This is a genomic window from Flavobacterium branchiarum, assembly GCF_030409845.1.
In the GTDB taxonomy this organism is placed as follows: domain Bacteria; phylum Bacteroidota; class Bacteroidia; order Flavobacteriales; family Flavobacteriaceae; genus Flavobacterium; species Flavobacterium branchiarum.
Genome location: NZ_JAUFQQ010000003.1, coordinates 955863 through 970790 on the forward strand (window position 1 = coordinate 955863; position 14928 = coordinate 970790).

General features: G+C 32.4%; 13 protein-coding genes and 2 tRNA genes. 13 read left to right on the forward strand and 2 right to left on the reverse strand.

Annotated features, from left to right (window positions below; genetic code table 11):
* Window positions 1-3 precede the first annotated feature (3 nt).
* From QWY99_RS04880 to QWY99_RS04905, 6 genes are all read left to right on the forward strand, one after another.
* Window positions 4-2448 (forward strand): DNA translocase FtsK, encoded by a 2445-nt coding sequence (locus tag QWY99_RS04880; protein WP_290262218.1) that lies wholly within the window; start codon window positions 4-6, stop codon window positions 2446-2448.
* Window positions 2449-2455: 7 nt separating this feature from the next.
* Window positions 2456-3145 (forward strand): outer membrane lipoprotein periplasmic chaperone LolA1, encoded by a 690-nt coding sequence (gene lolA1, locus QWY99_RS04885; RefSeq protein WP_290262220.1) that lies wholly within the window; start codon window positions 2456-2458, stop codon window positions 3143-3145.
* A gap of 7 nt (window positions 3146-3152) precedes the next feature.
* Window positions 3153-4604 carry an LptF/LptG family permease gene (locus tag QWY99_RS04890; protein ID WP_290262222.1) on the forward strand — a complete coding sequence of 484 codons (1452 nt, stop codon included), beginning with the start codon at window positions 3153-3155 and terminating at the stop codon, window positions 4602-4604.
* 2 nt (window positions 4605-4606) lie between these two features.
* Window positions 4607-5740, forward strand: coding sequence for a 3,4-dihydroxy-2-butanone-4-phosphate synthase (gene ribB, locus QWY99_RS04895; RefSeq protein ID WP_290262225.1), 1134 nt, complete (start codon window positions 4607-4609; stop codon window positions 5738-5740).
* Window positions 5741-5745: 5 nt separating this feature from the next.
* Window positions 5746-6147, forward strand: coding sequence for an acyl-CoA thioesterase (locus tag QWY99_RS04900; protein WP_290262227.1), 402 nt, complete (start codon window positions 5746-5748; stop codon window positions 6145-6147).
* A gap of 148 nt (window positions 6148-6295) precedes the next feature.
* Window positions 6296-6380: transfer RNA gene (locus tag QWY99_RS04905), tRNA-Ser, on the forward strand.
* 499 nt (window positions 6381-6879) lie between these two features.
* Here the strand turns inward: QWY99_RS04905 and QWY99_RS04910 are convergent.
* Window positions 6880-10137, reverse strand: coding sequence for an AsmA family protein (locus QWY99_RS04910; protein ID WP_290262230.1), 3258 nt, complete (start codon window positions 10135-10137; stop codon window positions 6880-6882).
* A gap of 293 nt (window positions 10138-10430) precedes the next feature.
* On the opposite strand from QWY99_RS04910, the gene QWY99_RS04915 reads away from it, so the two are divergent.
* From QWY99_RS04915 to QWY99_RS04930, 5 genes are all read left to right on the forward strand, one after another.
* Window positions 10431-10515: transfer RNA gene (locus tag QWY99_RS04915), tRNA-Ser, on the forward strand.
* A 120-nt stretch (window positions 10516-10635) separates the two neighbouring features.
* Window positions 10636-10797: a restriction endonuclease subunit S gene (locus QWY99_RS22225; RefSeq protein ID WP_353960576.1), complete on the forward strand. Its 162-nt coding sequence runs from the start codon at window positions 10636-10638 to the stop codon at window positions 10795-10797.
* Between the two features lie 75 nt (window positions 10798-10872).
* Window positions 10873-11439, forward strand: coding sequence for a hypothetical protein (locus QWY99_RS04920; RefSeq protein ID WP_290262234.1), 567 nt, complete (start codon window positions 10873-10875; stop codon window positions 11437-11439).
* A gap of 10 nt (window positions 11440-11449) precedes the next feature.
* Window positions 11450-11926 (forward strand): helix-turn-helix domain-containing protein, encoded by a 477-nt coding sequence (locus QWY99_RS04925; RefSeq protein ID WP_290262236.1) that lies wholly within the window; start codon window positions 11450-11452, stop codon window positions 11924-11926.
* Between the two features lie 4 nt (window positions 11927-11930).
* Window positions 11931-12362, forward strand: coding sequence for a hypothetical protein (locus tag QWY99_RS04930; RefSeq protein WP_290262239.1), 432 nt, complete (start codon window positions 11931-11933; stop codon window positions 12360-12362).
* Window positions 12363-12534: 172 nt separating this feature from the next.
* Here QWY99_RS04930 and QWY99_RS04935 read toward each other — a convergent pair whose 3' ends face one another.
* Complete coding sequence (locus QWY99_RS04935) at window positions 12535-13068, reverse strand: GNAT family N-acetyltransferase (RefSeq protein WP_290262241.1); 534 nt, start codon at window positions 13066-13068, stop codon at window positions 12535-12537.
* A gap of 384 nt (window positions 13069-13452) precedes the next feature.
* Between QWY99_RS04935 and QWY99_RS04940 the strand changes: the two genes are divergently transcribed.
* Window positions 13453-14154, forward strand: coding sequence for an outer membrane beta-barrel protein (locus QWY99_RS04940; RefSeq protein WP_290262243.1), 702 nt, complete (start codon window positions 13453-13455; stop codon window positions 14152-14154).
* Between the two features lie 14 nt (window positions 14155-14168).
* Window positions 14169-14900, forward strand: coding sequence for an outer membrane beta-barrel protein (locus QWY99_RS04945; protein ID WP_290262246.1), 732 nt, complete (start codon window positions 14169-14171; stop codon window positions 14898-14900).
* The last annotated feature ends 28 nt before the right edge of the window (window positions 14901-14928 follow it).

Consider the following 14928-nt stretch of genomic DNA (forward strand, 5'->3'; position numbering starts at 1 on the left):
AGAATGGCAAAAACAACAAAAAAAGAAACGGTAGACAATAAAAATAAATCAAAGTCTGGGACTATTGCGTCTTGGAAAATGACCAAACAGCATAATTTTGTTTTGGGATGCCTTTTGGTGTTATTTTCAGTTGCATTATTAGTTGCTTTTATTTCCTTTTATATCTACGGACAAACAGATCAGAGTGCTTTAGCTGCGCTTACTGATCGAAGCGAACCTGTGCAAAATTGGCTCGGAAAATTTGGAGCTTATCTGGCAGATTTATTGGTTTATCAAGGATTTGGTTTAGCAGCATTTATATTTGTTCGCCTATTTTTCTTAACAGGAATGTTTTTGATATTGGAGCTTTCCACAAGTAAGCTTAAGAATATCTGGTTTTGGGATTTGTTTGTAATAATTATTATATCTGTATTGTTTGGCTTTTTTGCCACATCGGCTCCTGAATTAGGTGGAACGATAGGGTATGAGCTAAATTTGTTTTTACAAGATTATATTGGTAAAACAGGAACTTTATTGAGCTTGCTTTTTGGATTGATTATTTATTTGATTTTTAAAATGAAAATATCTCCAGACAAGATTCAGTCGTTCTTTGATAATACAAAAAAAGAAATTCGCTCAGATTTAAATGCGGCTAATCCTTTAAATAAAGAGAAAGGGGCTTATAATTTAGAAGAATTCGCAATTAAAGAGAATGAAGAATTAGACGATATTCATTTAAAAACTCCGGATACTCAATTTGAAATTAATAAAGAGGCGCTAAAGCCTACTATTACTCATTCATCTGAAATTAATTTAGATCCAGGAGCAAAGGCTATAAAAATGGATGTTACTCCTGTATCAAAAGTTGTAGTGCCACATACAGAGTCGTTTGTAATAGAGCAAGCTCCAGAAGAAGATATAGTCGAAGAGAATTTGGCTTCGCGACTAGTTGCAGATTTCGGATTGTTTGATCCTACGTTGGATTTATCCAATTATAAGTTTCCAACAATCGACTTATTAAAAGAATATTCTACTGGAGGAATTACAATCAATCAGGAAGAATTAGAAGAGAATAAAAATAAAATTGTAGACACACTTCGAAACTATAAAATCGAAATCGCTCAAATTAAAGCTACGGTAGGTCCATCGGTAACACTGTATGAGATTGTACCAGAAGCAGGTATTCGTATTTCGAAAATTAAAAGTCTTGAAGATGATATTGCTTTGTCATTATCAGCATTGGGAATTCGTATTATTGCGCCAATTCCAGGAAAAGGAACTATTGGTATTGAGGTTCCAAATAAGAACCCAACAATGGTTTCGATGAAAAGCGTTATCGGTTCAGCTAAGTTTCAAGAAGCTGAAATGGAATTGCCAATTGCTTTGGGTAAAACAATTTCAAATGAAACATTTGTTGTCGATTTAGCCAAAATGCCTCACTTATTGATGGCAGGAGCTACAGGACAAGGAAAATCGGTGGGTTTAAATGCGGTCTTAACTTCTTTGTTGTACAAAAAACACCCAGCCGAAGTAAAATTTGTTTTAGTAGATCCTAAAAAAGTAGAGTTAACACTATTTAATAAAATCGAAAGACATTATTTGGCTAAATTACCAGATATTGAAGATGCTATTATTACAGATAATGCAAAAGTTGTAAATACATTAAATTCACTTTGTGTTGAAATGGACAATCGTTACTCTTTGTTAAAAGATGCAATGGTTCGAAATATCAAAGAATACAATGATAAATTTAAAGGAAGAAAATTAAATCCAGAAGCAGGACACCGATTTTTGCCTTATATTATTTTGGTAGTCGATGAGTTTGCCGATTTAATTATGACTGCAGGAAAAGAGGTAGAGGTTCCTATTGCGCGTTTGGCACAATTAGCGCGTGCAATTGGAATACATTTAATTATTGCAACGCAACGTCCATCGGTAAACGTAATTACAGGTTTGATAAAAGCGAATTTCCCTGCGAGAATTGCTTTTAGAGTTACCTCAAAAATAGATTCACGTACTATTTTGGATACGCAAGGTGCAGATCAGTTAATTGGACGAGGAGATTTACTGTATTCAAATGGTAATGATGTTATTCGTGTGCAATGTGCATTTGTAGATACACCCGAAGTAGAGAAAATTACTGATTTTATAGGTTCGCAAAAAGCATATGCAACAGCTTATTTGCTTCCAGAGGTTATTGGAGAAGAAAGTGGCATTAATCTTGATGTGGATATCTCCGAAAGAGATACTTTATTTAGAGAAGCTGCTGAGATAATTGTTAATGCGCAACAAGGTTCGGCTTCATTATTACAAAGAAAATTAAAACTTGGCTACAACCGTGCTGGTCGATTGATAGATCAATTAGAAGCGGCAGGGATTGTTGGTCCTTTTGAAGGTAGTAAGGCTAGAAGTGTGAATATTTTAGATTTAAGTTCTCTTGATCAATTTTTTAACAATGAACAAAACTAATTAAATCATGAAATCAACTATTCTAAACTTTAAAAAGAACAATGTAAACAGCCTGACTAAGAGGGTTCTTCAAATTGTTTTTTTATTCCTTGTTACTTTTTCTACTCAGGCTCAAGATAAAAAAGCCAAAGAATTACTGGATCAAGTTACAGCAAAGGTAAAAAGCTACGATAATATTGTTATTGATTTTAAATACAGTCTGAATAATAGTAAAGAGAATATTAATCAGGATAGTAAAGGAAATGTTACCATAAAAGGAAATCAGTTTGTGCTGAATTTTATGGGTGTTACAAAGATTTTTGATGGTCAGAAAACATATACAATCGTTCCAGAAGATGAAGAAATTACAATTTCTAAAGTCAATGAGAAAGATGATAATGCGATTACGCCTTCAAAAATGTTGACTTTCTTTAATTCAGGTTATAAATATACAATGGATATTGTTCAGAATGTAAAAGGAAGAAAAATCCAATACATTAAATTAATCCCAACAAGTGCTAAGGATCAGCGTAAAGAAATCCTTTTAGGGATCGATGTGCAAACAAAGCATATTTATAATTTAATCGAAATGGGAAAGAACGGAACAAAAACTACATTAACCGTTAATTCTTTTAAAACCAATCAGCCATTATCAAAAAATCAGTTTACCTTTGTGCAAAGTAAATATCCAAATTATTATATCAATAAACTAGATTAATTACGGGTTGAAAATATTAGACAAATACTTATTAAAGACTTTCCTTCTTACATTTACTACGGTATTTGTAATTCTATTTTTTATATTCATTCTTCAAACCGTTTGGCTGTTTATAGCCGAATTGGCGGGTAAAGATTTGGATTTAATTCTTGTTGTTAAATTCTTACTGTTTTCGATGCCACGAATTATTCCGTTGGTATTGCCGTTATCTGTTTTATTGGCTTCGATTATGACCTTTGGGAATTTAGCCGAAAACTATGAATTTGCTGCAATGAAAGCATCAGGGATTTCGCTACAGCGAGCCATGAGAGGTTTATTTGTATTCATATGTTTTTTGAGTATAGTAGCATTCCTTTTTGCAAACAATGTTATTCCGTACGCTGAATATAAGTTTATAAACTTCCGAAAAAGTATCGCGCAAGCTAAGCCTGCAATGGCTATAGCCGAAGGACAATTTAGCGATGTTGGGTTTTACAATATTAAAGTAAATAAAAAGTCTGGTCCAAATGGAAATCATCTTACAGGGGTGACTATTCATGAAAAGGCAAATAATAGCGGTGAGAATAAAACGGTTATTAAATCTAAAACAGGTGAATTAATAAGTAATGATAAATCTAGTATTTTACAGTTAGTACTTAATGATGGATATTATTACCAAGATGTAACCCCCAAGAAATACGAAGATAGAAGCAAAATGCCTTTTATTAAAGCGTCATTTAAAAAGGAAATCATCAACATAGATTTATCTGAATTAAACAAAGTTGAGGATAATCAAGAAGTAGGTAATACCAATGGAATGCTTAATGCTAGCGAATTACGCTATACTTTGGACTCCTTGACTAAAAATCTAAATACCGAAATTCTTTCTTTTTCAGAAAACATCAATCAAAAGGTTGGAATTGCAAAAGGAATACCAACGGTTAAGCTTGATAAAAAGAAAAAGCCATTGCCAAATGATCTTTTATCGCTTTATACCAATGAAAAAAAGGTAGAAATACTAAAAGTAGCGAATAGCAATCTTACAAGCACAATGTATTCTATCGAAAGTACAAAGAATGAATTAAAAGAAAAACAGCGAAATATTAACCGACATTTGATGGCGCTTTACGAGAAATACGTAATTGCTTTTGCTTGTTTTTTGATGTTTTTTATTGGTGCACCACTTGGAGCAATTATTAGAAAAGGAGGACTTGGATTACCAATAGTCTTTGCGGTTTTGATATTTATTACATTCCACTTTATCAATACTTTCGGAAAAAGAATCTCACAAGAAGATGGACTGACTCCTTTTATGGGGGCATGGATGTCTACTTTTATACTTACGCCATTAGCAGTTTTATTAACGTATCGCGCTACTAACGATATTGGGTTAATAAGCATGGATGCTATTTTGACGCCAATAAATAAGTTATTTAAAAAATTCTCTGAGAGGTTTATTTCTTCTCAAAACAAAACCTAACTATGTCAACAAATAAAATACAACTTAATACTATTGAAGAGGCTATTGAAGCTATTCGTCAAGGTGAAGTAATTATTGTAGTAGATGATGAAGATCGTGAAAATGAAGGTGATTTTCTTGCCGCGGCAGAAAAAGTAACTCCAGAAATGATTAATTTCATGGCAACACATGGTCGTGGATTAATTTGTGCACCATTAACAGAAAGTCGTTGTAAAGAATTGGACTTAAGGCCAATGGTTACTAATAATACGGATCATATGGAAACTGCATTTACGGTTTCAATTGATTTAAAAGGGAATGGAGTAACTACAGGTATTTCTGCTTCTGATAGATCGCAAACGGTATTAGCATTAACAGATTCTAATACAAAACCGCATGAGTTAGCAAGACCAGGGCATATTTTTCCATTGGTAGCAAAACAGGGTGGCGTATTAAGAAGAACTGGACATACAGAAGCAGCTATTGATTTTGCTAGATTAGCAGGGTTTAAACCAGCAGGTGTAATTTGTGAGATTTTAAATGAAGACGGAACAATGTCTCGTTTGCCACAATTAGTAGAAGTTGCAAAAAGATTTAACTTGAAGTTGGTTTCTATAGAGGATTTAGTTGCTTATAGAATGAAGCATGATAGTTTAATTGTAAAGAAAGAAGATTTTGATCTAGAGACTCGTTTCGGAACCTTCCGTTTAAGAGCTTATGAGCAAACTACCAATAAGCAAATTCATATTGCATTAACAAAAGGAAATTGGAGCTTAGGAGAATCAATCCTTACGAGAATTAATTCTTCGCAGGTAAATAATGATTTATTAGGTACATTAACTAATAATCCAGAGCAACAATTAGATGATATGTTTAAGGTGATTAATGAGAACGGAAAAGGAGCAGTATTGTTTATCAATCAAGATATGCAAGCTGTGAATTTATTAAGTCGAATTACAGAGCTTAAAGTATTGCAATCGCAAGGAATAATGAAAGCACCAAAAGTGATCATTGATAGTAAGGATTATGGTATAGGAGCGCAGATTTTACATGATATTGATATTTCTAAAATCCGATTAGTATCAAATACAGAACAAACAAAACGTGTTGGGATGATAGGTTATGGACTTGAAATAACAGAATACGTAAGTTACTAATGAATATGGGGACATTAGAAGAAAGAATTTTAAAATCAGAGACGCATATTTTTAAAGCAGTTTTTCCGAATACTACGAATCATTATGATACATTATTTGGAGGAACGGCATTACAACTTATGGATGAAGTTTCTTTTATCTGTGCTACAAGATTCAGTCGAAAGAAAGTGGTAACAATATCTACAGGACAAATTGATTTCAGAAAAGCGATACCTGCGGGAACGTTAATCGAATTAGTTGCCAAAGTAATCAGTGTTGGAAGAACAAGCTGTAAAATTCACGTGGATATCTTCATGGAACAAATGTATTCAGAACTTCGTGAAACGGTGGTTTCAGGGACTTTTTCGTTTGTTGCTGTTGATGAAAACAAGAAACCAGTATCAATTTTGGATAATTCCGAAGTATAAAAGTTAAAAGGTTTTTCTCGTAAATACTGATAATTAGATACTTGAAAAAAGTGTGAAAAAATATATAAAAAAAGCGCTTAAAAAGTTTTTATAATCGAAAAAGCGTCCTATATTTGCACTCGCAATCAGATAACGAAAGCGACATACTGGAGAAATGGCAGAGCGGTCGAATGCGGCAGTCTTGAAAACTGTTGACTGTCACAGGTCCGGGGGTTCGAATCCCTCTTTCTCCGCGAAAAGCACCTCATTGAGGTGCTTTTTTTGTTTAACCTCAATTTTGTTTTTTCTGAGGAACGAACATTTTCAAAAGAAGTTAATACAAAGTGATTTTAGATTGTCGAGCTACTAACGGAGACTCTTCGTTTCTCAGAGTGACAAGTTTGCGCTTGTTTCAGAATCTCCGCAAGAAACTAACGTAAAATATTCCTGTATTGTCGCGCCACTAAAGAGGGTGCTATCAAGAAGTTTTTTTTTAACCACAATCTTGTCTTTCTGAGGCACGAAGAATCTCCGCAAGAAACTAACACAAAGTATTCCTGTATTGTCGAGCTGCTAACGAAGACTCTTCGTTCCTCAGAGTGACAAGTTTGCGATTGTTTGAGAATCTCCGCAAGAAACTAATACAAAGTATTCCTGTATTGTTGAGCTTCTCACGAAGACGCTTTATTCCTCAGAGTGACAAGCTTGCGTTTGTTTAATTTACTATAATTAAGAAATGAAAAATAAGCGTTGCTATTTTTGTGGATGTTGATTTGATACGTTTAAGGTGTCTCTAACTCTCGGTCTCCTTTGTTCTGGTTGCAAATTTTTAAGTTCGCTTTCTTCGGCAAAAGTGGTATCCTCTTTGAATTTACCAGTAGAAATTTCAAAATCATCTGCGGTACCTGTAATTTTCATCGGAATATTAATAAAACCCATCGGTGGTAGCCCTAGTCGGAAACCTATATTCAATTTACCATCCATAGTAACTTGACCTTCTAATTTACCTCTAAAACCAGCCATTTTCATAATGGTAGGTGTAATGCTCATTACGTTGTTTTTGATGGTAGAATGAATGTCAATTTTATTAAAAGAGGCTTTTTCTAAGTCTGCCGCATCAGCTTTTTTTGCAACATGGTTTAAAAGCTTAAAATTTTTAAATTTAATATCTTCAAGCGTCAATGTTCCTTCACCGTTAATAGATTTAAAATCAATATCCATGTTTTGATCAATACTTCCAGCAAGTTGATAGTCTACCGAAACCAAACCATAGGCATCTTTGGCCATATTAACCATTTTTGCAAAAATCGGAATTTCTGCATATGCGCGTTGAATATCAAAATTACTAGCTTTAAAATTAGCATTATATTTAGCTAAAAGACGATGTTGGGCTTTGTAATCTCCTGTCATCTCTATTTTGGTACCAGCCATATTAAAAGCGGCCTGAGTTATTTGAACCTTTCGGTCGTTAACGATTAGGTTTCCATTAAAATCATTAATCTTGTAGGTGTCGAATTCAAGTTGTTTAACTTTTGCAGTGATTTTTAGATCTGCCGTCTTTGGAATTCTAATTACATAGTTTTTATTTTTGTCTTTGTTATTTTTATAGGTATTGTTTACGGTTGTAGAATCCGTTTTTTGTGTTGCTTCTTCTTCGGCTTTTTGATCTGTATAGAGTGCGATCATATCAAAAAATTCCTTTGCGTTGATATGATTACTAGAAAGATCTATATCAGCTTTCAGTTTTTCATTATTTTGATACAGATACTTTTTGTTAAAAAGATATCTTAAAACGTTATGGATAGAGCCATTCAATACAATGTCGGATTTACCATATGAGGCATTGAAATCTTCAAACCGCATCTTATCTTTAAAAAATTTGAATGTTCCTTTAGAAATTTGAAAGGTCTCTGGGAACAAAACGCTCTTTATAGTTATGTTTTTGGCCTGGAGTTTTCCGCCATTTTTAATATTGTCGTAATTTTTGGCATCTAAATCTTTTTTAGAGCCTTTTGCGATAAGATTAGCTTCGATTAAGCCTGAGATGCTAACATCTTTAATGGGGAATATTTTAGTTAATTTGCCAATATCTAAAGTTCCTTGCGTTTTGATGTTGTAAACTAAATCGTTAAGATTAGTAATTTCTCCTTCTATTTTAAAAGGGGAGCCTGCTAAAAGGAATTCCAAAGGTTGTACTTTTACGTTTAAATCCTGTGCAGTGCCTTTGATGCTTGTTATGGCTGTGCTAACGTTTATATTCTCGATGGGAATATTTGGGAATTTAAGTGATTTTAAATATCCGTTTTTAATAGTTATAATTGTTTTTGATGAGGGGTATTTTTTTTCTTTACGGTTTAAAACGCCACTTAGTTTTACTTTTGCATTCAATTCCCCTTTAACTTCCAGGCTGTCTAATGGGTAGAATTTGTGTATTGAAGCTAGGTTGATTTTAGAATCTAATTCGGTGTCTACCGTAAAAGGATATAATTTACGTAATTCAAAGCGGCCACGAATAAAATTGTCAAGAGCCTCAGCGTTCAAATTGGCAATTTTACCTGAGATATTACGTAAAATACTGTCTTTTGCAGTTAAGCTTAAATCTAAATTGATGTTTTTTATGGCTTCAGTTTTGGCTTTATTTTTTAAATAACCATTTTTTAAACTGATCTTCAAATCAAATTTCGGAATACTTTTTATTATGGTATCCATTTTATTTAAACGGGTGCTAAAGCCCAAGTCTCTAAAAAACACACCATCGGCTTTTAAGTCTACAACGATTTGTCCGCGAATATCGTGCTGGTTTAGGTTTAAAGCTTCTTTAAATTTTGCCGCGTCTAAATGAGTATTTACAGCAGTTTTAATTTTTAATTTTTTAAAACCTTCTGAATGAAAATTAATGACAGTTTTCTTTTTGTCCAGATTAAAAGACAAGTTTTCTAAATCAAATTTTAATTTATTGATGTCTAAATCTCTAATCAAAGCTTTAGCATTGATATTGATGTCTTTTACAGGCTCTTTAATTTTTTTATAAGCAATAGTCCCTTTGTTGATTTGTAAATCTGCAGAAACAACTGGTTTTTCTGATTGGTCTTGCATGTATTTTCCTCGAGCAAAAATCCTGAAATTGATATTACCAGTAATGAGCATCTGTTCGCGCCACTTGTCGTAAGCGGGTGGCATGATTGAAAGCATTTCTTCTAATGTTGAATTTTTTGACTGCATTCGTAAGTCAAAATCATATCCTCCTTTTATGAATGCAAAATGGCCATTAAAAGAAAAAGGGAAATTTTTAATACGAACAGTATTTCGTTCGAATTTGAATTTAAGGGCTTTCGTATCTATGTCGGTAATAATTTCGGCATTTATAGGTTTATTTCGGACATAATCTATGCCGTTTACGTTGAAATCAAATGACTTTATTTTTACGGTAGAAGTAAGATCAAAATAAGCAGCACTTAAATCACCTGTTCCTTTATAGCTTAGGTCTTGAACTTTAAATTTTAAGACAGCACTTTTATCGTTATAGGAGATGTTTGTTTTGTTTATGATAACCCGTTTAATTTTAAATTCAGTCTGGGTAGTATCTGCAACAGCGTCAGAGGGCTTTACGATATCAAAATTTGACTTTCCTTTAGTATCGATTTCAAGATTTAAATTGGCGTCATCCAGATAAACAGCATCTAAAACAATTTTACCTTTTAATAAACTATAAAAATTGACTCCAACTGCAGCTGTTTTGGCGCTGACAACATTTTGTGCAGTTAGTTGAAAATCTTTGTTTACCACAGTGACATTTTTCGCATAAAGAATCAATGCTGGAAAATGTTTAAAAGCAGATAGTCCGATTTCGTCGAAACGCAGTTGTGCATTTAGATTTTCATTAGCTACATTTTCTATTTTAGCTCTGATTTCATCTTTAAAAATATAAGGAACAATTGTGAGAACAATTACTAAAAATATAAATAAGGTTAGAATAATGATTGCAACCTTTTTGAAGAACTTCTTAGTCATTTTTTATAACGTGGGGTTTGTAATTTTTTAAAAATAGATATTTAAGTAGGTATGAAAAAATCTAGATTGTGATATTAACTAAAAAATAACAATCCTAAATGAATTTGGGTTATTCATGTAAGTATAATCGAATAAATCAATTTTAACAATTTGTTTAAAGGTGTGTTTCATGTATATATGTCTCTTTTTTATGTGCTATTATTTTATTTTAAAATAGTTTAAAAAAAAGTTGTTATAATCCAAAAAAGCTTCTTATATTTGCACTCGCAATCCGATAACGAAAGCGACATACTGGAGAAATGGCAGAGCGGTCGAATGCGGCAGTCTTGAAAACTGTTGACTGTCACAGGTCCGGGGGTTCGAATCCCTCTTTCTCCGCGAAAAGCACCTCATTGAGGTGCTTTTTACATTTCAATACTTTTCTTACTTTACAAAATCCAAATTTTACAGGATCGGGTGCAAAAGTTGGGGATTATGCAAAAATATTGGATAATCTGAATAAAAAAAAATGGATCAGATAGTAAACGTGTTCATGGAAAAACACTTTTAAATGTTGATATTTCTTTACCTTGTCTTCTAGAGCAAATAAAAATTGTCAATTTTCTTTCTATTATTAATGATAAAATTAATAATTGTCAGTTACAAATTGAAAAAATGTAGGCTTGGAAAAAAGGATTATTGCAACAAATATTTGCGTAAATAAAAGTTAAAATAATAAGCCTATAAGTTGATTGTATGGAAATAGTTAATATATTTGCAATCGTTGAGAAGACATTATTAGCCATTCAATTTGGGCAGAATGACTGTGATGAATTTACGTTAGCATTCAGGAATTGGAACGATACAGAGTATTTAGAAGATTTTTTTGAAAATAATAAAACTGATTTGCAATCAGGTTTTTACGGAACTATATCAATTGAAAAAGCTATTTTTTCAACAATAGAGGAAGCAATAATCTTTGAAGAAACAATCAGGAGAATTGCAAAAATTGGAAAATTTGAAACAAATGATTCATTGCAAGATTTAGTTTTTTATCCATTACACAAAAATGACCAAACTTATATACTACAAGAATCTAAGGCATATGGAACGGGAAATTCATCTTGGCTTCGCATTTATGCCGTGCGTATTAATCCCGAATGCTTCGTTGTCTCAGGAAGCGCAATAAAGCTCACGGGAGCAATGGATGAGCAAGACCACACCGAAATAGAATTATCAAAACTAAAAATTACAGCATCATATTTAAAAGAAAATGGACTATTAGAGGAAGACGACTTCGGATACATAGACATCATTACCTAAAACTACCATTATGAAAAATCAAGACCTGAGTAACAAATTAGAAGTATTAGTTTCTAAAGCTCCTAGCAAATGGATAGAAGAAAGCAACAAAAGATTTGAGGACAAAGAAGGTTTACGTTATTCTCAACAAGTTGCAGTTCGTATTTTAAGAATACTTAGAGAGAGAAAATTATCGCAAAAAGACTTAGCTAATCTCCTTGATGTATCACCACAGACAGTTAACAAATGGGTTAAAGGTTCTGAAAATATTGGTTTATTTACAATAGGAAGAATTGACAAAGCATTAGGAATTGAATTAATACACGTTAATGAAAATAACAATTGTCTTACTATTGACTGTAGTAATATGACAACAATGAGTAGACAAATTCATTCACATCTGAATAAAATTGAGAAGACTATTGAAGGCGAAAAAGAAACAAAAGTAATTCCTTTAGGTACTTATATTACGGATAAAGAATGTCCAGAAGTAAATTATTATGAATAACAAAATGGAGACAAAAAAAAATATTGCCTTTAGGTTACTAAACATAGTTACAGAACAATTCGCAACATTTGAAGTTGAAAATGTCCCGAATGAAAACGATTTACAATCAGATTTGCAATTTTCAATTAATCCTGATGATAGAATTATTGCTTGCAAAATGAAATTTCAATTTCTTCATTCTGGTCAACCAATTGTCGTATTAACCGTAATTTGTAATTTTGATATTGAGCAAGAATCATGGAATAAAAACATACTTTCAAACAAGAAAGTTACTTTTCCTAAACACTTTTTAGAACATCTTTGTGTGATTACAGTGGGAACAGCAAGAGGAATATTACATGCAAAAACAGAAAACACTTCTTTTAACAAATTTATCATACCTACTTTAAATGTATCTAATTTAGTAGAAAAAGATGTTGTTTTTGATATAAAATAAATACAATCATATTGTGATTACCTTGCTAGTTAGCAAGATTTTCTTAAGTATTTTCTTTACAAGATTACGGGTTAAGTAGATTCGATGAAAAAACGGTTTTGTGTTAGTAATTAGTTGCCATTACTTCGTTTTTTAGAAAGACAAGTTTACTGCTGTTTCTGTATTGGTCTTTTTAAAGCCCCTTATTTTCTAAAGACCAGTATATCATTCCGTTTTCTGTCTTTAATTGGGAGAAATTAAACTTAGTAAGTAGATTGATTGAGCTTGTGTTTTCTGTCAAACAGCTTGCAGTAATTTCTTTTATAATTTCATTGGAGAAAGCCCAATTTATAATTTCTTTTACAGCCTCTTCAGCAAATCCTTTTCGTCTTTCTTCTTTAATTATTCCGTAACCAAGATCAATATTATTCCCTTTAGGATTAAATCCTTTGAAACCTAAATCCCCAATTATTTCTGAAGTATCTTTTTTAATTATCATCCAAGATTCAAAACCTGTTGGAGCAGTAACCTTTAGTAGATTAGTAATTATTCTGGGTAGCGTTTCGATAACATCATTGTCAGGCCAACTTTTGCCTTTTTTTAAATTCAGACGCTCCAAATCGCTATAATCATCATTTAATACATTCTTGCAAATCTGGATTGTAAATGGGATAAGTAATAATCTTTCGGTTGTTAACTGCTTAATTTTTAAGGATTCAACTTTCATTATTTGTAACTGTTTATATATGGCTTCTTATTGGTTTTATTGCATCTAAAAATAACACTTTTAGGATTTAATTCAAAATGATGAGATGAATGTAAAAAGTCCTTTTTATCTTTTTTTGTAACCCTTTTTTTAACGAAACGGTTTTTTTTGTTTGTCTGTTCAAACGTTTTTTATCTGCAATCTTTTCATTTTGAGGAGCGAAAAAACATCAAATAATTCTTGTGAAACAGGCCTGTTTTATGCCTATTACATTATTAAAACGAAAGACATTTGCCATTTTTTAGAACTAAATTCGTAACCGTTTAGCGTATTAATTTGCTTTTAATCGATATTTTAAAGAGAAAAAACAATATTAATACATATATTCGCAGAAAAATTTTTTGAATGAAAATTCTATTACGCTTATTACTATTTAGTTCTTTTCTTAATTTTAGTATATATGCTCAAAATGAGACTAATATCACTTACGGATTAAAACTTGGAGGAATCTTTTCTAAAATCAGCAATTTACCTGAAAGTATAAAAGGTAGAGATAACACACTTGATAATAGTGAATTGGAAACCAAAGGAGGGTATGGTGTAGAAGGTGGATTCTTTTTAAATTTCAAACTTCGCGATACCCGTGTTGCAATTCAGCCGGAACTGTTATTTAGACAATCTTCTCAAACAGTCAATTATCACGACACTACGGGCAAGGAGTTTGAATTGGGATTGCATTATTCTTATCTGCAAATAGGAGCCTTGTATAAAGTATATCCCTACGAAGGTCTGAATTTAGGATTTGGTGCTTTTTATGGCGTCAGTTTATCTCCCAATAATGTTACTTACAAATCTAACGAGGCAGGTGGTATGTACGATGTTGCTACCAGACAATTCTATCAGGATGGTCTCGACGGAACCGATGATTTCTCATTGTGTTTTGCATTAGGATATGAATTACATCAGAGTATTCATTTTGATTTGCGCTATTATTTAGGCGTAAAAGATGTAGTTAACAGTAGTTCATCCTCTTTTCAGTTTATAGAGAATCAAAACAAAAGTGGTGTTCTTTCTTTTTCGTTAGGCTATAGTTTTCACGAATGGTAATTTCAATAAAAAACATGAAAAAAATTATTTTGCTACTAGTATTAGTGAGCACAACATCGCTATTTGCACAAGGTGACAGAGAAATAACGTACGGCTTTTTTGGTGGGGGTATCTATTCTAAAATGTCAAATCTTCCCGATGTAATTGTTCCAAAAGGAATTTTCAATGGGTATACTTTAAAAGAAGAAGGTAAGTTTGGAGGCACGGCAGGACTGGTAATCAATTGGAAATATCCTTATGCGAGAGTAAGTATCCAAACAGAAATGTCCTATTCGGGTCAAAGTACCGATTTGAATTATAAAGACGCTAAGGGATTGAAATACAAAATGACTTTTGGGTATAATTACCTTAATGTTGGAGCGCAATTTAAATATTATCCTGTTGAAGGATTTTATATAGGTGCAGGTCCGTATGTAGGATTTAATCTCACGGGAGACAATATAAAATACAGCTCAAACAGTCAAGAAGTATTCGGTAATTCTGGTGTTTATTTTGAGCCAGATGCCACAGTTCAAAAAGGATTGAAAGGAGCATTAACGGGAAAGAATTATTTTTACGGGATGCTTTCTGCAGGTTATGAATTCAGTTCCAATTTATCTATTGGAGCCCGATATACTTTAGGTCTTACAGATGCTTTGACTACAGAAGAAAACGGATTTCGCTACAGCGAAAATAAAAACAAGATCAATAGTTTTTCATTGGTCATAGGATATTCCTTTAATTTTGATGATTTGGCCAATTTCTAAAAATCCATCTTCATTCTAAAAAATAGGC

What these genes read in the sequence shown, in the direction of transcription:
- ribB (WP_290262225.1), top strand. Translation starts at nt 4,607, where the DNA reads ATGTCAACAAATAAAATACAACTTAATACTATTGAAGAGGCTATTGAA.
- QWY99_RS04910 (WP_290262230.1), bottom strand. Translation starts at nt 10,137, where the DNA reads ATGACTAAGAAGTTCTTCAAAAAGGTTGCAATCATTATTCTAACCTTA.
- QWY99_RS04940 (WP_290262243.1), top strand. Translation starts at nt 13,453, where the DNA reads ATGAAAATTCTATTACGCTTATTACTATTTAGTTCTTTTCTTAATTTT.
- QWY99_RS04930 (WP_290262239.1), top strand. Translation starts at nt 11,931, where the DNA reads ATGGAGACAAAAAAAAATATTGCCTTTAGGTTACTAAACATAGTTACA.
- QWY99_RS04925 (WP_290262236.1), top strand. Translation starts at nt 11,450, where the DNA reads ATGAAAAATCAAGACCTGAGTAACAAATTAGAAGTATTAGTTTCTAAA.
- QWY99_RS04920 (WP_290262234.1), top strand. Translation starts at nt 10,873, where the DNA reads ATGGAAATAGTTAATATATTTGCAATCGTTGAGAAGACATTATTAGCC.
- lolA1 (WP_290262220.1), top strand. Translation starts at nt 2,456, where the DNA reads ATGAAATCAACTATTCTAAACTTTAAAAAGAACAATGTAAACAGCCTG.
- QWY99_RS04900 (WP_290262227.1), top strand. Translation starts at nt 5,746, where the DNA reads ATGGGGACATTAGAAGAAAGAATTTTAAAATCAGAGACGCATATTTTT.
- QWY99_RS04880 (WP_290262218.1), top strand. Translation starts at nt 4, where the DNA reads ATGGCAAAAACAACAAAAAAAGAAACGGTAGACAATAAAAATAAATCA.
- QWY99_RS04945 (WP_290262246.1), top strand. Translation starts at nt 14,169, where the DNA reads ATGAAAAAAATTATTTTGCTACTAGTATTAGTGAGCACAACATCGCTA.
- QWY99_RS04935 (WP_290262241.1), bottom strand. Translation starts at nt 13,068, where the DNA reads ATGAAAGTTGAATCCTTAAAAATTAAGCAGTTAACAACCGAAAGATTA.